This is a genomic window from Streptomyces sp. NRRL F-2580 (genome assembly GCF_000720115.1).
In the GTDB taxonomy this organism is placed as follows: domain Bacteria; phylum Actinomycetota; class Actinomycetes; order Streptomycetales; family Streptomycetaceae; genus Streptomyces.
Window position 1 is genome coordinate 1 of sequence record NZ_JOIR01000030.1, and the last position, 19,068, is coordinate 19,068.

21 protein-coding genes and 1 rRNA gene are annotated in these 19,068 nt (G+C 71.2%); 11 read left to right on the top strand and 11 right to left on the bottom strand.

Annotation, left to right across the window (positions count from 1 at the left end):
* Nucleotides 1-85: ribosomal RNA gene (gene rrf / locus IF88_RS42380) — 5S ribosomal RNA — on the top strand; the annotation flags it as partial.
* 114 nt (nt 86-199) lie between these two features.
* Nucleotides 200-751: a GNAT family N-acetyltransferase gene (locus IF88_RS0127860; RefSeq protein WP_030718273.1), complete on the top strand. Its 552-nt coding sequence runs from the start codon at nt 200-202 to the stop codon at nt 749-751.
* A 3-nt stretch (nt 752-754) separates the two neighbouring features.
* On the opposite strand, the gene IF88_RS0127865 is transcribed toward IF88_RS0127860, so the two are convergent.
* The 6 genes from IF88_RS0127865 to IF88_RS0127890 form a co-directional block, all read right to left on the bottom strand.
* The gene (locus IF88_RS0127865) at nt 755-2,428 is read right to left on the bottom strand and encodes a hypothetical protein (protein ID WP_030718283.1); all 1,674 of its coding nucleotides are present in this window, start codon (nt 2,426-2,428) and stop codon (nt 755-757) included.
* Nucleotides 2,429-2,430: 2 nt separating this feature from the next.
* Nucleotides 2,431-3,852: an ATP-binding protein gene (locus IF88_RS0127870; protein WP_030718285.1), complete on the bottom strand. Its 1,422-nt coding sequence runs from the start codon at nt 3,850-3,852 to the stop codon at nt 2,431-2,433.
* 19 nt (nt 3,853-3,871) lie between these two features.
* Nucleotides 3,872-5,434 carry an SCO6880 family protein gene (locus IF88_RS0127875; RefSeq protein ID WP_030718290.1) on the bottom strand — a complete coding sequence of 521 codons (1,563 nt, stop codon included), beginning with the start codon at nt 5,432-5,434 and terminating at the stop codon, nt 3,872-3,874.
* The gene (locus IF88_RS0127880) at nt 5,431-6,744 is read right to left on the bottom strand and encodes a hypothetical protein (RefSeq protein WP_030718292.1); all 1,314 of its coding nucleotides are present in this window, start codon (nt 6,742-6,744) and stop codon (nt 5,431-5,433) included. Before IF88_RS0127880 ends, IF88_RS0127875 begins: the two co-directional genes overlap by 4 nt.
* Nucleotides 6,734-7,561, bottom strand: coding sequence for a hypothetical protein (locus tag IF88_RS0127885; protein ID WP_030718295.1), 828 nt, complete (start codon nt 7,559-7,561; stop codon nt 6,734-6,736). The genes IF88_RS0127880 and IF88_RS0127885 overlap by 11 nt, the downstream gene beginning before the upstream one ends.
* A gap of 100 nt (nt 7,562-7,661) precedes the next feature.
* The gene (locus IF88_RS0127890) at nt 7,662-7,970 is read right to left on the bottom strand and encodes a hypothetical protein (RefSeq protein WP_008742356.1); all 309 of its coding nucleotides are present in this window, start codon (nt 7,968-7,970) and stop codon (nt 7,662-7,664) included.
* 376 nt (nt 7,971-8,346) lie between these two features.
* On the opposite strand from IF88_RS0127890, the gene IF88_RS48320 reads away from it, so the two are divergent.
* Nucleotides 8,347-8,907: an alpha/beta fold hydrolase gene (locus tag IF88_RS48320; protein ID WP_063754849.1), complete on the top strand. Its 561-nt coding sequence runs from the start codon at nt 8,347-8,349 to the stop codon at nt 8,905-8,907.
* Between the two features lie 292 nt (nt 8,908-9,199).
* Here IF88_RS48320 and IF88_RS49145 read toward each other — a convergent pair whose 3' ends face one another.
* Nucleotides 9,200-10,021, bottom strand: a complete 822-nt coding sequence (locus tag IF88_RS49145) for a pentapeptide repeat-containing protein (RefSeq protein ID WP_030718300.1) — start codon at nt 10,019-10,021, stop codon at nt 9,200-9,202.
* A gap of 10 nt (nt 10,022-10,031) precedes the next feature.
* Complete coding sequence (locus IF88_RS0127905; protein WP_030718303.1) at nt 10,032-10,541, bottom strand: GNAT family N-acetyltransferase; 510 nt, start codon at nt 10,539-10,541, stop codon at nt 10,032-10,034.
* Nucleotides 10,542-10,604: 63 nt separating this feature from the next.
* Between IF88_RS0127905 and IF88_RS0127910 the strand changes: the two genes are divergently transcribed.
* From IF88_RS0127910 to IF88_RS0127930, 5 genes are all read left to right on the top strand, one after another.
* Nucleotides 10,605-11,213, top strand: a complete 609-nt coding sequence (locus IF88_RS0127910; protein ID WP_030718307.1) for a LysE family translocator — start codon at nt 10,605-10,607, stop codon at nt 11,211-11,213.
* A gap of 74 nt (nt 11,214-11,287) precedes the next feature.
* The gene (locus IF88_RS0127915; RefSeq protein ID WP_030718310.1) at nt 11,288-12,079 is read left to right on the top strand and encodes a thioesterase family protein; all 792 of its coding nucleotides are present in this window, start codon (nt 11,288-11,290) and stop codon (nt 12,077-12,079) included.
* A gap of 63 nt (nt 12,080-12,142) precedes the next feature.
* Nucleotides 12,143-13,945 (top strand): serine/threonine-protein kinase, encoded by a 1,803-nt coding sequence (locus IF88_RS0127920; protein ID WP_030718313.1) that lies wholly within the window; start codon nt 12,143-12,145, stop codon nt 13,943-13,945.
* A 74-nt stretch (nt 13,946-14,019) separates the two neighbouring features.
* Nucleotides 14,020-15,036: a bifunctional lytic transglycosylase/C40 family peptidase gene (locus IF88_RS0127925; RefSeq protein WP_158754602.1), complete on the top strand. Its 1,017-nt coding sequence runs from the start codon at nt 14,020-14,022 to the stop codon at nt 15,034-15,036.
* A gap of 191 nt (nt 15,037-15,227) precedes the next feature.
* Nucleotides 15,228-15,959, top strand: coding sequence for a phosphatase PAP2 family protein (locus IF88_RS0127930; RefSeq protein WP_030718319.1), 732 nt, complete (start codon nt 15,228-15,230; stop codon nt 15,957-15,959).
* 120 nt (nt 15,960-16,079) lie between these two features.
* Here the strand turns inward: IF88_RS0127930 and IF88_RS0127940 are convergent, their stop codons facing one another.
* Both IF88_RS0127940 and IF88_RS44220 read right to left on the bottom strand, forming a co-directional pair.
* On the bottom strand, nt 16,080-16,298 hold the full coding sequence (locus IF88_RS0127940) for a hypothetical protein (protein WP_030718323.1): 219 nt from the start codon (nt 16,296-16,298) through the stop codon (nt 16,080-16,082).
* 106 nt (nt 16,299-16,404) lie between these two features.
* Entirely contained in the window at nt 16,405-16,620 is a 216-nt protein-coding gene (locus IF88_RS44220; protein ID WP_199808145.1) for a hypothetical protein, read from the bottom strand.
* Nucleotides 16,621-16,750: 130 nt separating this feature from the next.
* Between IF88_RS44220 and IF88_RS0127945 the strand changes: the two genes are divergently transcribed.
* Both IF88_RS0127945 and IF88_RS47400 read left to right on the top strand, forming a co-directional pair.
* Nucleotides 16,751-17,584, top strand: a complete 834-nt coding sequence (locus tag IF88_RS0127945; RefSeq protein WP_030718326.1) for a hypothetical protein — start codon at nt 16,751-16,753, stop codon at nt 17,582-17,584.
* 152 nt (nt 17,585-17,736) lie between these two features.
* On the top strand, nt 17,737-17,892 hold the full coding sequence (locus IF88_RS47400; protein WP_199808149.1) for a hypothetical protein: 156 nt from the start codon (nt 17,737-17,739) through the stop codon (nt 17,890-17,892).
* Nucleotides 17,893-17,908: 16 nt separating this feature from the next.
* On the opposite strand, the gene IF88_RS0127955 is transcribed toward IF88_RS47400, so the two are convergent.
* Nucleotides 17,909-18,247, bottom strand: coding sequence for a metal-sensitive transcriptional regulator (locus tag IF88_RS0127955; protein WP_030718331.1), 339 nt, complete (start codon nt 18,245-18,247; stop codon nt 17,909-17,911).
* A 195-nt stretch (nt 18,248-18,442) separates the two neighbouring features.
* On the opposite strand from IF88_RS0127955, the gene IF88_RS0127960 reads away from it, so the two are divergent.
* Nucleotides 18,443-19,063 (top strand): DUF47 domain-containing protein, encoded by a 621-nt coding sequence (locus tag IF88_RS0127960; protein ID WP_008742369.1) that lies wholly within the window; start codon nt 18,443-18,445, stop codon nt 19,061-19,063.
* The last annotated feature ends 5 nt before the right edge of the window (nt 19,064-19,068 follow it).

Here is a 19,068-nt window from a genome sequence, read left to right on the forward strand (position 1 = left end):
TTACATTCCGAACCCGGAAGCTAAGCCTTTCAGCGCCGATGGTACTGCAGGGGGGACCCTGTGGGAGAGTAGGACGCCGCCGAACAATCATTGCGGGAAAGCCCCGCACCAAACCTTCGGGTTCGGTGCGGGGCTTTTCTGCGTTTATGCGGATGAAGTCTGCGTGGTCCTCTGGTTAGGATCGGCGACTATGAGTGATATCCAGCATGTGATACGGCCGGTGCGCGAAGACGAGTGGGAGAAGGTCAGGGACCTGCGGATCGCCTCCCTCCAGGATCCCGTGGCTCCCATCGCCTTCCTTGACACCGTCGAGCTCGCCGAGGCCAGGCCGGACAGCGTCTGGCAGGAGCGGACCGCCAACGCCGCTTCCGGGCGGGCCGTGCGGCAGTTCGTGGCCGTGGGGCCCGACGGGGTGTGGAACGGCTCCGTGACCGTACTGGTCGAGGAGCTGGGCACCACCGACTTCCTCGACCGTGAGATCGAGACGACCCAGGGACACGTCGTCGGCGTGTTCGTCCGCGAGGGCCAGCGGGGGACCGGGGTCGCCGAAGAGCTGTTCCGGGCCGGGCTGGAGTGGGCCTGGTCGCTTGAGGGGCCCGCGCTGGAACGCGTACGCCTCTACGTGCACGAGCGGAACGAGCGCGCGCAGGCCTTCTACCGGCGCATCGGGTTCCAGGACAGTGGCGTGCGGGTGCCGCTGGAGAGCGACCCGTCCGCCAAGGAGATGGAGTTCGTGATCCCGAGGCCCTGAGTTTCAGGGCAGGTCCGCGTCGGGCCAGCGGGAGCGGGCCTGTTCGCGGCTGCGGCACAGGGCCAGGAGGGGAAGGGTCTCCTGGGCCAGGAGCTCCGGGAGCTGGGGGATCGGGGCCACGGCGGCCACGTCGTCCAGGACCAGGGACAGTGGTGGGTCGAGCCGACCGTGGGATGACCGTGCGGCCATGCGGCGGCCGTGCTCGACCACGTGAGAGGCGAGTGCGGTCAGCAGGGGCATCGCACCCGGGTGGGCGCGGGGATCCTCCAGAGGCTCACCCACCATGTAGAGGGTGCCCCCTTCGGTCACGAACGATGCCAGGGTGAGTGCATCTGTTCGGTTCGGATTGCAGGCCTCGCGGATGTGGATCGAGGTCAGGCAGGAGAGGGCCCGGGCCGTCAGATTCTGGGCCAGTTCCCGGCGTTCGGGGTGGGCGGTGAGGGCGCTCTCCAGCTCGCCGGCCGAGCCGGGGGCGGCCTGGGGGTGGGTGCGCAGGATGCGGACCGGATCCTGGGCGCTGTTGCCCTGGGCCCAGCGGTGGAGCTGCTTGAACGGGCGGTCGTCGAGGGCGACGGCCTGGAGCCAGCTGCGCAGGAGCGTTTCCGCGGTGTCGGCGACCGCCGCGTCCATGCGGGCCTGGGGACGTACGGGGGCCAGCAGGGCGATCGCGCGGGCTGCGGCGGTGTCGCGGTCGGCGCAGCCCTCGGCGGGGTTCCAGTGCATGCGGGCCGGCGTGTCGCACAGGTGCGAGGGGTCGTAGAGGAGGACCGGGCCGAGTTTGGCGCGGGCGTCCTTGGTCTCGGCCCAGAGGGCGGGGGAGGAGGTCACGACGAGGACTGCGCCGGCGGCTTCGCCGATGCGGTGGGCCGCGGCGCGCAGGCGGTCGTCGGGGCCGGCGTAGGTGAGACCGTGCGGGGGTGCGGGGGCTGCCGTGGGGGTTGCCGTGGTGGCTGCCGCCGGGTGGGGGGCGTAGCCGAAGCCGTAGCGGTAGGCCTCGTCGGAGGGGGCGGTGGCCGCTGGTGCGGGTGCGGGTGCGTTGCTGGGTGCGCTGCCCCCAGGCCCCCGCGCCTCAAACGCCGGCGGGGCTGGGGTGGGGGGCTGAGCTGGTGTGGCCGCTGCGGGTGCGTTGCTGGGGGCGCTGCCCCCAGGCCCCCGCGCCTCAAACGCCGGCGGGGCTGGGATGGGGGGCTGAGCTGGTGTGGCCGCTGCGGGTGCGTTGCTGGGGGCGCTGCCCCCGGGCGCTCGCGCCTCAAACGCCGGCGGGGCTGGAAGGGTCGGCGGGGCTGGGGTGGTCGGCGGGGGCTGTTTGGCCAGGGCGCGGCGGGACTTGGTGCGGGCGATCACACCGATGGCGAAGACGGTGAGCACGAACATCACCAGGAGCTGGCTGACGAACAGGCCCCAGAACAGGCCCCAGCCCGAGAGGGCCGCCGGGTCGGTGTCCGGCCAGGCGGCGGGGATGTCGTGCGGTTCCGCTATCAGGGCGCGCACGGCTTCCGGGGTCCGGGTGAAGGTGACCGTGTCGGGCCAGGTGCCCTTGGCGAAGACGGCGGCCAGGCCGGTGGCCGTCCAGACGAGGACGGCCAGGCCGAGGAGGAAGGCCAGCAGGCCGACCAGCAGGCCGTCCGGGATGCCGCCGCCGCGCGCGGGGGACTCCGTACGCCGTGCGTCGTGCATGGTCAGGCCACCGTGGTCGCGGAACCCGGGCCGCCGTTGCCGCGGCTGCGTTCGATGGACAGGGCGCGTTCCTCCGCTTCGAGTTCGGCGGCCAGCATGTCTTCCGAGAGGCGGACGGGCGTGGAGGATTCGGTCATGGCGCGGTCCGTGAAGACGAGGGGGCGTTCGGCTTCGGTGATCAGGTGTTTGACGACCTGGACGTTGCCGTTGACGTCCCAGACGGCGATGCCCGGAGTGAGGGTCGGGATGATTTCCACCGCCCAGCGGGGCAGGCCCAGGACCCGGCCCGTCGCTCGGGCCTCGTCCGCTTTCTGGGCGTAGATGGTTCTGGTCGAGGCCATCTTGAGGATGGCCGCGGCCTCGCGGGCGGCCGCGCCGTCGACGACGTCGGAGAGGTGGTGGACGACGGCGACGAAGGACAGGCCGAGGCGACGGCCGAACTTCAGCAGGCGCTGGAACAGCTGGGCCACGAAGGGGCTGTTGATGATGTGCCAGGCCTCTTCGACCAGGAAGATGCGCTTCTTGCGGTCCGGTCGGATCCAGGTGTGTTCCAGCCAGACGCCGACGATCGCCATCAGGATGGGCATGGCGATGGAGTTGCGGTCGATGTGGGACAGGTCGAAGACGATGAGGGGCGCGTCGAGGTCGATGCCGACGGTGGTGGGGCCGTCGAACATGCCGCGCAGGTCGCCGTCGACGAGGCGGTCGATGACCAGGGCCACGTCGAGGCCCCAGGCCCGGACATCGTCTATGTCGACGTTCATGGCGAGGGCGGATTCGGCTTCGGGGTGGCGCAGTTGTCCGACGATGTCGGTGAGGACGGGCTGGCGGTCGCGGATGGTGTCGACGACGTAGGCGTGGGCGACCTTGAGGGCGAAGCCGGCGCGCTCGTCGAGGCCGTGGCCCATGGCCACCTCGATGATGGTCCGGAGCAGCGCGAGCTGCCCGGTCGTCGTGATGGCCGGGTCGAGGGGGTTGAGGCGGATCCCGTCGTCGTTGGCGGCGATCGGATCCAGGCGGATGGGGGTTATCCCCAGCTGCTGGGCGATCAGGTTCCACTCGCCGACGCCGTCCTCGCCCTGGGCGTCGAGGACGACGACCTGGCGGTCCTTGAAGCGGAGCTGGCGCAGGACGTACGTCTTCTCCAGGGCGGACTTGCCGTTGCCGGATTCGCCGAGGACCAGCCAGTGGGGGGCCGGGAGCTGCTGGCCGTAGAGCTGGAAGGGGTCGTAGATGTAGCCCTTGCCGCTGTAGACCTCGCGGCCGATGATGACGCCGGAGTCGCCGAGTCCGGGGGCGGCGGTGGGCAGGTAGACGGCTTGCGCCTGCCCGGTGGAGGTGCGTACGGGCAGGCGCGTGGTCTCGACTTTGCCGAAGAGGAAGCTGGTGAAGGCGTCCGTCAGGGCGGACATGGGATCTCGCATGGGCGGCACTTCCCTCCAGCTAGCGTCGGATGCCGGTGGCGAACGGCAGGGTGTTGACGAAGGCGCGGTGGTGCTCGCGGTCGCACCATTCCAGCTTCAGGTAGGACTTGCCGGCGGAGGCGCGGATCGTCCGCTTGTCGCGGGCGAGGGCTTCGGGCGAACGCGAGGACACCGTGATGTACCCGACCAGGTTGACTCCGGCCGCACCGCTGGCGAGATCTTCACCCCTCTGGTCGAGCCGGCCGTGCGCGGCGATGTCGCGGGGGTCGACGGTGCGGTTCATCTTGGCGGCGCGGGAGGCGTCGGCCTCGTCGTTGGTCTTCTCGGTGAGCATCCGCTCGATGGCGACCTCGGTGGGCTCCAGGTCCATGGTGACGGCGACGGTGCGGATGACGTCGGGGGTGTGGACGAGGAGGGGGGCGAGGAAGTTGACGCCCACGGGCGTCATCGGCCACTCCTTGACCCAGGCGGTGGCGTGGCACCAGGGCGCGCGGGTGGAGGACTCGCGGGTCTTGGCCTGGAGGAAGGTGGGCTCGACGGCGTCGAGTTCGGCCGGCCAGGCGTTGCGCTTGGTCATGGCCTGGATGTGGTCGATGGGATGGTCCGGGTCGTACATGGAGTGCACGAGGGAGGACAGGCGGCCCTGGCCGAGCGGCTGGCGGACGCGGATGTCGGCTTCGGCGAGGCGGGCGCAGATGTCGGTGAGCTCGCGGGCCATGACGATGGCGAGGCCGGCGTCGCGGTCGAGCTTGCGGCCCTTGTGGGGGGTGGCCGCGCGGGCGATGGTGTGGGCCTCGGCGGCGAGTTCGCGCGTGTAGTGCATGCAGGCGACGAGGTACGCGCGGTGCTGCTCGGACGAGGTGGACACCATCGACTGGAGCTGTTCGTAGGACTCGCGCAGCCAGCCGGGGGCCTGGGTGTCGCCGCGCTGGGCCACGTCCTTGGCGTGCGCGTCGGGGTCGGCGGGCAGGGTGCGGGCGAGCATCTGGAGGCGGGTGACGAAGCCGTCGCCGTTGGCCACGTGCTTGAGGAGGGTGCCGAAGCGGTCGACGAGGGCCTCTTGGTCCTCGCTGTCGCGCAGGCCGACGCCGGGGCCCTCGATCTCGATGGCGGCGGTGACGGTGCGCCGGTCCGCGTGGAGGAGTACGGCGATCTCGTCGGGGCCGAAGGGGGCGGCGAGCCAGTTGATCCGGCCGATGCCGGGGGGCGGGCCGACCTCGACCTCGCGGCCGTCGGAGGCGCGGGTGCCGGCCTCGATGGCGGAGGAGCGGTAGGTGGTGCCGCGGCGGAGGGTGCGCTTGTAGCTACGGCTGATCTCGAACCAGCGGTAGAAGGTGCGGCCCTTGTACGGGACGTACACGGCGGCGAGCGCGATCATGGGGAAGCCGGCGAGGCTGACGATGCGCAGGGTGAGGTCGGGGACGAGCAGTCCGCTCATCATGCCGAAGAACGCCCCGGCGATGATCAGGGCGATCTCGCCGGTCTCGCGGTTCTTGCCGACGATCGCGTTCGGCCGGGCCCGGCCGATGAGATACGTGCGGCGGGGCGCGACCGGGTGCATCTGGTGGGACTGGGTCGTCAACGCCCGTCACCTCCTGTGTTCCTCGTACTCGAACTCGTGCGGGGTGCGGGTGCGGCGGAGGGGACAGATCCGCCGCCTCCGCCGCCGGAGGTGGGGCGGCTGCTGTGGGCGGCCACGCCTCCGGAGAGGGGGTTGGCGGGGCGGGGCGCGTTGTTGCCGCCTCCGCCGTCGCCTCCGCGGTGGGCGCCGCGGCTGCTGTGGGTCTTGATGCCCTGCGAGACGAGGGAGGCCGGGGAGCTGATGACGGCGGCGGCCTGGGCGCCGTCGGTGGCCTTGCTGCGGTTGGAGCGGGCGGAGGCGATCTCGTCGCCGAAGCCGGGTACGAAGCGGTAGATCATCGCGGAGGCGAAGATCGCCAGGAGGATGATGGCGAGTCCGGTGACGACGGCGGAGAAGGCGTTCGGTCCCTTCTCGCCGGTCAGGGCTCCGGCGAGGCCGAGGACGATGACGATGACCGGCTTCACGAGGATGACGGCGATCATGATGCCGGCCCAGCGGCGGACGTGGCCCCAGAGGTTGCGGTCGACGAGGCCGGAGTAGACGACGACGCCGAGGAGGGCGCCGACGTAGAGGAGGGCGGCCCGGATGAAGAGCTCCAGGTAGAGCACGCCGGCGGCGAGGACGGTGACGAGTGCGACGACGATCAGCATGATCGGGCCGCCGCCGATGTCGTCGCCCTTCTTGAGGGCCTCGGAGAAGGAGCCGAAGAAGACGTCGGTCTGGCCGCCGGTGGCGGAGGCGATGACGGCGGTGACGCCGTCGGTGGCGGAGACGACGGTGTAGAGGATCAGGGGGGTGAAGGCGGAGGCGAGGACCGTGAGCCAGAGGAAGCCGATGGCTTCGGACATGGCGGTGGTGAGGGGGACGCCGCGGACGGCTCGCTTGGCGACGGCGAAGAGCCAGAGGACGAGGGTGAGGATGGTGGAGGCGGCGAAGACGACGGAGTACTGCTTGAGGAAGGCGGGGTTGGTGAAGTCGACTTCGGCCGAGCCGTTGACCGCTTCGCTGAGCTTGGTGACGATCCAGGCGGCGGCGTCGGCGCAGCCTCGGGCGAGGGAGGCGAGGGGGTTGAGGGCCTCTCCGCCGTCGCTGGGTGCCAGTCCTGTCCCAGGGTTGCCCCCGGACGTGCCCGTGCCGCTCTGGCAGTACTGCTTGGAGGGGCCGTCGAGAAGGGCGCAGGGGTCGTTGCTGGTCTGCGGGGTGGGAGTGGGGGTGGGTGCGGCGTAGGCGCGGGTGGAGAGTGCCACGACGGCCAGGTGGGCGGAGGCGATCACGCCCAGCCGGGCGGGGAGCCGCGGGCTAGCGGGCATAAGTGAATCCTCCGAATTCCTTGATGGCCTTGCTCATGTCGTCGGATGTCGACACGGGGACATCACCGGGAACCGGGGCAGGCCCGTCCTGCTGGGTGTCGTCGACGACCTTCCAGTCCTCGCCGACCCAGCTGAGTTCGAAGGTCCAGGTCTTCCAGAGGGTGCGGACCGGGTCCGTCGACTTGGCGCCGGACATGCCGATCATGCCCGTGTACCAGACGGAGACCTTCGCGGTGGTCGCGCTGTAGCTCTCGACGCGGGTGCCGATGGGGACTGCACGGGTGACGAACGTGCTGCCCTGCGGGGGGTTGCCGTTCGCGTCCAGACCGAGCTTGGCGAGGAACTCGGCCGAATACGCCTCGTCCTGCGGGCCCTTCATCCGGGTTGCCACGTCCGGCGCGTAGATTCCGTCGACGAGGGCATGCCGGGTGTTCTTCCTGAACATGCCGTCGGAGCCGAGAGCGACCGCGTAGTTGGCGGCGGCCGATTGGGCGCCCTGTTCGTCGTGGGCGAAGCCTCTGGGGATGCCCGCGGTCTTGCCGGTGACCGGGGTCGTGCCCGTGGCGGCCGTGGAGGAGGCGGCCGGGTTGTTGTCCGCGGGCTTGTCCTCGGGGGTGTCCGGGGACTGGTTCGCGAACGCGATGGCGGCGATCAGGAGGACCACGACGCCGACCACCGTGACGAGGCTGCGGGCGGTGCGGGGGGAGCGGCGGTCGGGGCCGTACGGGTCGGTGGGGGAGTCAGGGAGGCGGGTGCGGGTCTGGCCCGTGCCGCCGACCTCGCCGTGGCCGCCGCCGTACTGGTCGTCGTTGCTCATTCCGTGTCGGCCCCCTCCGCGTCGTACGACGGTAGCGCTGGTTCCCGCGTAGGCGCGGTGTCGTGATTCCTCATCGGGTACGGCCCGCGGTGTGGCCCGGCTAGACGGCCATTCCGTAGACGATGGTGAAGAGGGTGCCCAGGGAGCCGATGATGAAGACGCCCGTGAGGCCGGCGACGATCAGGCCCTTGCCCTGTTCCGCGCTGAACGTGTCGCGCAGGGCGGTCGCGCCGATGCGCTGTTTGGCGGCCCCCCAGATGGCGATGCCCAGGCACAGGAGGATCGCCACGGCCATGACCACTTCGATCATGACCTTCGCTTCGTTGCCGAGACTGCCGAACGGCCCCCAGTTCGGGGCGATTCCGCCGATGATGGTGGTGATGTCGCCCTTTTCGGCTGCCAGGATCATGTAACTCACCGCCCCTGTATGGGTAGTTCCGGAAGCCCCCTGCCCGACGGCAGGGGTTACGCACTATCTTCGCTGATGAAACCGCCGCCGTCGTCGACTTGACGGCTCTCTTTACCCGATATCGCGGACCCCGCCCGGCCTCCGCGCTCTGACCTGGGCAGGGGCGGTGTTCATGCGCAAGAACGTGCGGTCACTCTGTGTATCACGAGGGGTGACGCCGGGCAATGATTGTCGTCTCGGCGTACGGGTGGGGCGAAGGGCGACCGTTCGGCGCAGTGGGGTCGCGTGTCGTTGGGCTGACTCGCTGACATTTGTCTGATGTTTCGCCCGTCCGTCGTCGGCGGCGCTGTCAGTGGGGTGCGGGAGGCTGGGGAGCATGACGACTCCATGGACTCTCGCGGATCTCGAGGCGGCCATCCGGGCGGGGTGGTCGGCGGAGACCTCCGAGCCGGCCGGCCTCGGCAAGGTGCCCTGGACCCCGGAGAATCCGGCCTGGGGGCAGTGCGACATCACCGCGCTGGTCGTGCAGGACCTCGTGGGCGGGGACCTCGTGCTGGGGGAGGTGCTCCACGACGGCCGGCCGGAGGGCTACCACTGGTGGAACCTGCTGCCCGGGGGCGTACGGGTCGACCTCACGTGGGAGCAGTTCCGGCGGGGCGAGACGGTCACGCCGGGGCGGGTCGTGAAGCGGCCGGGCGGTCGGCTGGGGCGGCGCTGGGAGGAGGACCACTGGGGGGACTGGCTGGGGGTGCGGCAGCCGACGCTGCTGGTGCGGGGGGATCGGAGCGGGGTGCTGTCGGCGGAGCATGCGCGGGAGATGACGGTGCGGAGGGCGGGGGTGCGGATGGTTGAGTTGCCGGCGGGGCATGCGGTGCGGGCGGGGGACCCGGAGGGGTACTTCGCTGCCGTGCGGGGGTTTTTGACGCGGGTCGCCTAGCGGTGGGCTGAGCTGGTCCGGGGCCCGGCCGCCGCTGCCGGGTGCGCGTCGTTGCGGGGGCGCTGCCCCCCGGGCCCCCGGCCCCGCGCCTCAAACGCCGCGGGGCTGGATGGTGCGGCGGGACCGCTGCCGGGTGCGGCGTCGTTGCGGGGGCGCTGCCTCCGGGCCCCCGCGCCTCGAACGCCGGCGGGGCTGGATTTGGCGGGGCTGGGTGGGTGGTCGCGGGGTTGGAGATCGGGGCTCCGCCCCCGGGCCCCCGCGCCTCGAACGCCGGCGGGGCTGGGGTGTCCCGTCAGGTCCAGTGGGTGGGGCGGGTGAGGGTGGGGGGGAATTGGGTGGTGGGGTCGCCTTGGGCGGCGTTGAGTTGGGGTTGGGTGAGGAAGACGGCGCCTCGGAGGTCCGCGCCGCGGAGGTTGGCGTCGCGGAGGTCGGCGCCGATCAGGTCGGCCCTGCGGAGGTCGGCGCGGCGGAGGTCGGCGGCGATCAGGTAGGCGCCGCGGAGGTTCGCGCCGCGCAGGTCGGCTCCGGCGAGGCGGGCTCCCATCAGGTCGGCGCCTCGGTGGTTCTTCTTGCGGCCCGGCACCTTGGCCCGTACGAGCTCGCTGGTCTCGAGCAGGAGGGTGTTGATCTCCGCGCGGAGCGGGGTGATGTCCAGGGCCGTGAGGGCGTCGGCATCGGCGCGGGTCCACTCTTCGGTCCGCTCCAGCAGGCGGCGCAGTTGCGTGTGGAGCGGGGCGGCGTCCGGGAGGGTCAGGGCCTCGGCGACGTAGAAGAGCAGCTCGTGCAGCTGCCGCATCACCGGGAACACCTCGAACATCTCGCCCCTGGTCTCCGGGTGGGCGCGCCAGTCGCGGCCGCCGAAGGTGACCTGGGAGACCTGCTGGCCCGCCCCGAAGCAGTCGAAGACCGTGCATCCCTGGAAGCCGGTGTCGCGCAGCCGCGTGTGGATTCCGCAGCGGAAGTCCTGCCGGAGGTTCTTGCAGGGGGTTCCGGCGGGCTTGTTCACGGCGAAGTCGCTGGACTTGGCGAAGGGCAGGGCCACGCAGCACAGCGCGAAGCAGTTCGCGCAGTCGGCTTCGAGGAGGGGGAGGGGGAGCGGGAGGGGGTTCGGCACCCGTCCATTGTTACCGGGTGGGGGCGGTGAGCCGCATTTGGTGGGCGGTCCAGAGGGCGCCGTCGACCTCCTCCACGTCTTCGAGGATCTGCTCGGTGCGGAAGCCGAGGCTTTCGTAGATGCGGATCGCCGCCGTGTTGTGGGCCCAGACGCCGAGGCTGATCTCCGGCAGGCCCAGCTCGCCGAAGCAGAGGCCGACGACCTGGGAGACGAGGGCCCGGCCGAGGCCCAGGGCGCGCTGCTCGGGTGCGATCAGTACGCGGCCGAGGCGGGTGCCAGCGACGGAGACGTGCCCGATGCGGTGGTTGCCGGGGGACACCGCGGTCCACGTGTGCCGGCCGGGCTCGGCGGCGTAGGCGGCGAGCTGCGCGTCGTCCAGGGGCCAGGTGAAGGAGGGGCCCGCCCAGGTCATCAGCTCGACGGGGGTCTTCACCCACGTGTGCAGCAGGGGGCCGTCCTCGGCGGGGCGGAAGGGGGAGAGGGAGAGCGGGAGGGGGCGCGGCTGCGGGTGCGTGGTCACGTTTCAAGTCTGCTGGAGGCGGCTGGGGTTGATCCAAGAGGGGGCGGGCGTGAGCATCGGCGTATGACCGAAGTGATCGCAGTCGCCGTTATTACTCTTCTCGCCGTGATCAGTCCCGGCGCCGATTTCGCCATGGTGGTCCGCAACAGCTATCTCTACGGGCGGCCCACCGGGCTGTTCGCCGCCGGCGGGGTCGCGGCGGGGGTCCTGGTCCACGTCTCGTACACGATGCTCGGGGTCGGTCTGCTGATCGCCTCCTCCACCGCGCTGTTCACCGCGATCAAGCTGGCGGGTGCGGTCTATCTGGTGTGGATCGGGATACGGACCTTCCGGGCGCGGGCCGAGGTGTCCGTGGACCTGGAGTCGAAGCCGCCGCTGAGCCCGTTGGGGGCGATGCGGTCGGGGTTCCTGACCAATGTGCTCAATCCGAAGACGACGCTGTTCGTCGTCTCGACCTTCACCCAGGTGGTGAACCCGGACACCCCGGTGTGGCAGCAGGCGGGCTACGGGCTGTTCATGTCGGCGGCGCACCTGGGCTGGTTCGGGACGGTGGCGCTGTTCTTCTCCGACTCGCGGCTGCGCGACCGGATGCTGAAGGCGCAGAAGACGCTGAACCGGGCCATCGGGTCGGTGCTGGTGGGGCTGGGGGTGGGGTTGGGCTTCGCCCGCTGAGGGGTGATCGGCGACGCCCGCCACGCTCCCTGGCGGGCGTTGTGGAGCCGGTTACCTGTCGGTAGCGTGCGGGTATGGGCGCTGCCGAGGGGTTCTTCGAACGACTTGATGCCGGGCGGTTCACCGCCACCGAGTACACGCGCGGGCCGTGGGACCCGGGCTCGCAGCATGCCGGCCCGCCGGCCGCGCTGCTCGGGCGGGCCGTCGAGGAGCGGCCGGGTGCGCGCGCGGACATGCGGATCGCCCGGATCACGTACGAGATCCTGCGCCCGGTGCCGATCGGCGAGCTGGAGATCACCACGAGCGTGCTCCGGGCCGGGCGCAGCACCGAGGTGGTCGAGGCGGCCCTCGCCCCGGCGGGGGCCGCGCCGGTGATGCTGGCGCGGGCCCTGCGGATCCGGGTGGCCGAGGAGGCCGTGCCGGCCGTGGCGCCGGGGCCGCGGGTGCCGCCGCCGGGGGAGGTGGACGTGACGCCGTTCTTCCCGGTGCCGTGGGACACGGGCTACCACTCGGCCATGGAGACCCGGTTCACCGAGGGCGCCTTCGTCGAGCCGGGGCCCGGGACCTGCTGGATGCGGATGAGGGTGCCGCTCGTCGCCGGGGAGGAGACCAGGGCGCTGGACCGGGTGCTGGTCGCCGCGGACTCGGGCAACGGCATCAGTGCGGTGATGGACTTCGGGCGCTACCTCTTCATCAACGGTGACCTGACCGTGCACCTGCACCGCCATCCGGTCGGCGAGTGGGCCTGCGTGGAGGCCCGTACGAGCGTGGACGCGGCCGGGATCGGGCTGGCGGACGCGCTGCTGCACGACGAGAAGGGCCCCATCGGGCGCAGCGCGCAGAGCCTCTTCGTCGCACCCCGGTAGCGCCGCCCTGCCAACCCAACCCCCTTGTCAGGGGCGGGGCGTGCGTGTGGCAGGCTCGGGCGGATGGAGGCCCTGAGAGAGACGGATCCGGCGCACATCGGTGCGCAGGCACTGCTGGCCCGGCTGGGTGCCGGTGGCATGGGGCAGGTGTACCTCGGGCGGTCGCCGGGTGGTCGTCTGGTCGCCATCAAGGTGATCAAGGAAGAGATCACCGGGCATCCGGAGGCCCTCGCGCGGTTCCGCCGGGAGGCCGAGACCGTCCGCGCGGTGCGCTCCGCGTACACCGCGAACCTGATCGACGCGTCGTTGGCGGCGCCGCCCTACTGGCTCGCCACCGAGTACGTGGCGGGGCCCACGCTGAGCCACGCGGTGCGCGAGTACGGGGCCCTGCCGGCCGCCGCGTGCCGCAGGCTGTTCGCCGCGCTGGCGGAGGGCCTGGCGAGCGTGCACGCGTACGGGGTCACGCACCGGGACCTCAAGCCGCAGAACGTCATCCTGGGCGGGCAGGGGCCGCAGCTCATCGACTTCGGCATCGCCAAGGGCGTGGCCGAGACGGCTCTGACGCAGGACGGCGCCGCTCCGGGCACCCCCGGCTACACGGCTCCCGAGGTGCTGCTGCGGGGCGAGGTGGCGGACGCGGCGGACGTCTTCGCGCTGGGCGCCACGCTCGCCTACGCGGCGACGGGCCGGGCGCCGTACGGGACGGGGGAGCCGACCGCGGTCAACTTCCGTGCGGTCCACGGCGAGATCGACGTCGAGGGCGTGGAGCCGGACCTGGCCGCGCTCATCAGGGCCTGTGTGGCGACGGAGCCGGGGGACCGGCCGGCCCTGGCCGAGATCATCCGGCGCTGCGCGGTGGACTCGGCGCTGGTGGACGATCCGGTGTACGCGGCGCTGACGGCGACCGCGGGCGGGGCCGCGCAGGTGCCGGGGCTGCCGTCGACGATCGGTCCGGGGCTGCCCGCCGGCTCGGGCTACGTGCCGACGTACGTCCCCGCCGGTCCGGGCCCGCACCCGCACCCGCACCCGGGCCAGTTTCACGTCCAGAGCCAGGGCCGGGGCCCGGCCCGGGAGACCGGCCGTCGGCGTCCGCCGCGCTGGGCGCTGGCGGCCGTCGGCGGTCTGGTGGCGGGCGGCCTCGTCACGGGCGGGTACCTGTTCCTCCAGGACGAGGACGGCAAGGACGGCAAGGGGGACGGCGGAGGGCAGCGGGCCGGGGGCGCGCCGAGCGCCGCGGCCACGCCCGGCGGACCGGCCGGGCCGTCCGGATCGGGCCGGCCGGCTTCGAGTGCCGCCCCCTCTTCCCAGGGCGGCGGCAGCGGGTCGGGGGCCGTGCCCGACCACATCGAGCCGAACAAGGTGTCGCGGGACCTGTGGACCAGTGCCGGTCCGGGCGGTGGGGGTTGCAGCCTGCCCGCTGAGGAGCGGGCGGAGTTCCTGGTGGGTTCCGTCGTCGACGCCGACGACCCGAGCGCGCGGACCGTCACGGGCAAGGTCAAGATCCGCGTGTACCTGAAGCCGTACAACACGGAGACGGGTCCCTACGCGGTCTCCGTCGGGGTCAAGGCTCCGCATGAGATCGACGAGAGCACCCAGCGCCCGTACGAGTTCGTCCGCGACTACAACCACGGCATCGGTTACACCAGCAAGCCCGTCGACCTCAAGGACCCGGCCACCGGCGGCGAGGTGGAGCTCACGTATCCGGACGACTTCGCCACGCAGCTCGTTGACAACCGGGGGACCACGAAGAGGTTCCCGGCCATCCCGCTCGCCAACGATCCCGGTGACTGGACGGTGCTGGTCTACCGGGTCAGGAGCGTCAAGGAGTACAGCAGCGTCTATTGCACCGGCTTTCCGGTGAAATAGTGACGGGTCTGGCCGACGAATACACTGTCAGGTGACGTTCCATGAGGCAGTGTTGACGAGTGCGCAAGTTCTGGATGGCAAGCGGGCTCGGGATCGGTGTGTGCCTGACCTTCGTCGCCCTGCTCGTCGTCGGTACGTACTCGGCGGCGGCGGGGATCGTGAACGGCGGCAGGCAGGGCGCCGTCGGACTGGTCAAGGGAGCGGTGCCGGCGGTCTATCAGCCGCTGGTGGAGAAGTGGGGCAACCTGTGCCCCGCCCTCAACCCGGCTCTGCTGGCGGCGCAGCTCTACACGGAGAGCGGCTGGAAGCCGGACGTGGTGAGCCACGCCGACGCGCGCGGCATCGCGCAGTTCATCCCGGGCACCTGGGCCACGTACGGCATCGACGGTGACGGTGACGGTGACCGTGACATCTGGGACCCCAAGGACGCCATTCCGTCGGCGGCCTCGTACGACTGCCAACTCGCCAAGGACGTCGCCCAGGTTCCGGGGGATCGGTCCGACAATATGCTCGCCGCCTACAACGCCGGTCCCTACCGCGTCATCAAGGCCGGGGGCGTGCCGCCGATCAGCGAGACGCAGGGCTACGTGAAGTCCATCCGGGCCCTGGAGAAGAGCTTCGCGCGGCCCGTCGGGCGGGTGGCGCCCTCGCAACAGGCGGCCGGGGCCATCTACTTCGCACAGAAGCAGCTCGGCACGCCGTACCTGTGGGGCGGCAACGGAACGGCCGACCAGGGCGGGCGGTTCGACTGTTCCGGGCTGACCAAGGCGGCGTACGAGACGGTCGGGATCCAGCTGCCGCGCGTGGCCAACGACCAGTACAACGCGGGGTCCCATCCCTCGCGCGACCAACTGCTCCCCGGTGACCTGGTGTTCTTCTCCGATGATCTGACGAATTCGCGGGAGATCCGGCACGTCGGGCTGTACGTGGGCGGCGGATACATGATCAACGCCCCGTACACCGGTGCCGTGATCCGCTTCGACAAGATCGACACTCCCGATTACTTCGGTGCGACGCGCGTGACGAAGGACGGGGCGGAGGCCCTTCCGGAGCGTTCGGTGCTGGTCGGGCGCCCTAGCAACTCTCCGTGAGGCCAAGGCCCTGAGCTGCGACGATGAGTCACTCTTCGATAACGTTGGAGTGATCATTCGGTGGAGAGTGGAACGTAGATGCCAGAACGGGCGTTCCATGGGCGCGGGGGTTGATCAAGTGGGGGGCGAAGGGGTGCACACAGGGGTGCGCCCGCAGGGGAACCACGGCAAGAGCAAGGGGCCGCATCACCATGGCTGGACTCACAACAGGTGGGCCGAACGTGGATGTCAGCCTGCTGTACGAGGTCAACGGAGCGGCCCGACGGGCTCCTGACTGGCTGGACCGGGCCGTGAGCCTGGCCGGTGAGTACGGGATCCTGCTGGCCCTGGTGCTCCTGGTGTTGTGGTGCTGGCGCGGTGCCCGTCGCCAGGACGAGACCACGGCCGTCGAGTCCTTCGCCGCACTGGTGTGGGCCCCGCTGGCCGCCGGGCTGGCCCTGCTCGTCAACGTCCCGCTGCGCGAATTCGTCGGGCGGCAACGGCCGTTCCGGCACCACGAGGGCCTGCAGGTGCTCGATCCCGGCTTCGGCGCGGGGATCGGGAACACCGAGTTCTCTTTCGTCAGCGATCACACCACCCTCGCGATGGCCCTGGGCGTGGGCCTGTTCCTGGCGAACCGGAAGATCGGCCTCCTGGGGATCGGACTGGCCCTCGTCGAAGGCTTCTGCCGCGTCTACACGGGCGTCCACTACCCGACCGACGTCATCGGCGGCCTCGCGCTCGGCACCGCCGTGGTGCTCGTGCTCGCGCCGCTCGCCATGGCGCTGTTCACCCCGGTGGTGCGCGCGGTGGCCGGCTCCCCGCGCGTCGGGCGGCTCGTACGGGCCAAGGGCCGGGCTGTGCCCCGGCCGGTCGGGCTCGCGACGCAGACCCAGAACCCGCCCGGGGGGCAGCGGACGCACGAGAACGACCTCGCCGCCTGAGGGCGACGCGGACTCAGGTCCGCGCGTAGGAATCCCATACGGCGAGCAGCGCGGCCACCAGCAGGCACAGCCCCGCCGCCCCGAAGAACACCCGGACCACCGGCCGGCGCTGCCGGGGGGTCACCGATCGCCGCCGTCGGCGTCGCCGTCGCGGCGGTACCGGGAGCGCAGCCACCAGCCGGTGGCCGCGGCCGCGGCGGCGGTGAGCCCGATGGCCAGGGCCACGTCGGCCGGGCTGTCCGCCGAGCCCACGGGTCGGGCCCAGGCCGCGGCGGCCGGGGCGAACGCGATGAGCAGGGCCCAGAGGAGGGCCGTGAGGCGGGCTGCGGATCCTGGCATGCCTCAAGGGCATCCGCTGCGGCCGGCCCCGGCCAGCCGGGCCGTCCGAACGGGCTAGGTGGGTTGTCCGGGCAGGTTGGTGGCGCGGCTGGCGGGTGTTCGTGCTCTACGCCGCCGGGTGGCGGGCGGCGTCCTTGCGGGCCAGGTCGCGGGAGCGGCGGGCCGGGCCGGACCAGCCGCAGGTGCAGACCGCGAGGGAGAACGCTCCGCGTTCGGCGGTGGATGTGGTGTGGCCTGTCGGTGGCTGCGGCTCTGACGTAGGCCGCGGGAGCGGCTCGGAGGCAAGCGGAGGAAGCAGGGTCGCGTCTGTGTGCGGTTCCACACCCCCACGGTACCCGGGGGGCCGCCGCCCGGGGAGGGTGCGCCCCGTGACGGGAAACCCGGGACCTCGTTAAGCGGAGCGGGTGGGGGCCTCGGGCAAGCAGCGGTCATGCGTTGGGGGTTGGCAGGCGATGGTGGTGCACCAGCACAGGCGGCGGCCCGGACGTGCGGGTGAGGCGGTGCGCGCTGCCGGCGTCGCCCTGGCGGTCACGGCGATGAGCGGGTGCGCGGGCGGTGCCGTCGGCGACGACAGGCCTCCGGTGGACGCGGCGGCCGTGGTCCGCGGGGCAGCCGACGCACTGACGAAGACGGGCAGCGCCCGGGCCCGTACGGCGATGGAGATGGCCACGGGCGGGACCCGGGTCACGATCCGCGGCGAGGGCGGCGTCGACTTCAAGAACCGGATGGGGCAGCTCCTGGTGATGCTCCCGACCGATGTGAAGGGCGAGGACGAGCACCGGCCCATCACCGAACTGCTCGTGCCCGGCGCGCTGTACATGAAGAACCGCGGTGCGGGCGTCCCCGCCGACAAGTGGGTCCGGGTCGACACGACGGCCCTCGCCGACGGGAACCTGATCACGGGCGGGGCCACCGATCCGCTGGTCGCGGCCGAGCTGCTGCGCGGCGCGCAGGAGGTGACGTACGTCGGGGAGACCGAGGTGGCGGGCACCAAGGTGCGGCACTACCGCGGGACCACCGACATCGGGCGGGCCGCGGGGAGTGCGTCGGCGGAGGTGCGGGGGGCACTGGAGGCGGCGGCGAAAGGGTTCAGCAAGGACACCGTGCCGTTCGACGTCTACCTGGACGAGCAGGGGCGACTGCGGAAGGTCCGGCACCGGTTCACGTACGTCAACAATGGCGTGATCGATGTCTCGTCGACCACGCTGCTGTACGGGTTCGGGACGCCGGTGAACGTCGTATTGCCGGCAAGTGGGGACATTTACGCCGGGAAGATCGCCGAATAGTGGGGCGGGCGGAGGGGCAGCGGCGCGATCGGGCCATGGGTCGGTATCCGGAAATGGTCCATCCGTGTCATGCGCCCCGGGGCACGGCGTCCCTACGCTGAGAACCGGGCCCGAGCGTCGATGACCGTAGACGGCAGATTGAGGTGACACGCGTGACTCCCGCAGGCGGTACGACGGTGCAGGACCACGTGGCCCTCGCCGAGATCGAGCTGTGCGGTGAGCTGATCATCGCGGCGTCGGCGGCGGCGGAGGAGCGGCTCAGTCAGGACCGGATCGACGAGGTGCTGATGGGCATCTGGTCGGGCTGACCGGCCGGGTCCCGGGCTAGGTGCGCAGGAGGCGGGCGATGGCCTTCGTGGCCTCTTCGACCTTCGCGTCGATCTCGGTGCCGCCCTTGACCGCCGCGTCGGCGACGCAATGGCGCAGGTGTTCCTCCAGCAGCTGGAGCGCGAAGGACTGGAGGGCCTTCGTGCTCGCCGAGACCTGGGTGAGTATGTCGATGCAGTAGACGTCCTCGTCGACCAGCCGCTGGAGGCCGCGGATCTGCCCCTCGATCCGGCGCAGTCGCTTGAGGTGCTCGTCCTTCTGGTGGTGGTAGCCGTGGACCGCCGCGCCCTCCTGGGGCACGTCCGCTCCGGAGCCCTCCGCCTCGATGATCGTCATGGGTCCTCCCGTGGTCCGGAACGAAGGGATATATACCCCTCGTGGGTATAGGGTACTGGGCCGCTGCCGAAGGGGCAGGGGTCCGTGGTCCTCACTCTGCCTGATGGAGGACACTGGGGAACTGCCGGTTAGCCGTGGCCGGGGGATGCGCCTAGCATCAGCCTGACCGAATCCAATGCACCCCGAGGACCTCACGTGCGATTTCGTCTGACCCCCAGGGAGACGAGCTTCTACGACATGTTCGCCGCATCCGCGGACAACATCGTCACAGGCTCCAAGCTCCTGATGGAACTGCTCGGAGCGGACTCCTCCGCCCGGGCCGAGATCGCGGAGCGGATGCGGGCAGCGGAACACGCGGGGGACGACGCGACCCACGCGATCTTCCACCAGCTGAACTCCTCCTTCATCACGCCGTTCGACCGTGAGGACATCTACAACCTCGCGTCGTCGCTCGACGACATCATGGACTTCATGGAGGAGGCCGTCGACCTCGTCGTCCTCTACAACGTGGAGGAGCTCCCCAAGGGAGTCGAGCAGCAGATCGAGGTCCTGGCGCGCGCGGCCGAGCTGACCGCCGAGGCCATGCCGCACCTGCGGACGATGGACAACCTCACGGAGTACTGGATCGAGGTCAACCGCCTTGAGAACCAGGCCGACCAGATCCACCGCAAGCTGCTCGCGCAGCTCTTCAACGGCAAGTACGACGCCATCGAGGTGCTGAAGCTCAAGCAGATCGTCGACGTGCTCGAAGAGGCGGCCGACGCGTTCGAGCACGTTGCGAACACGGTGGAGACCATCGCGGTCAAGGAGTCCTGAACCTC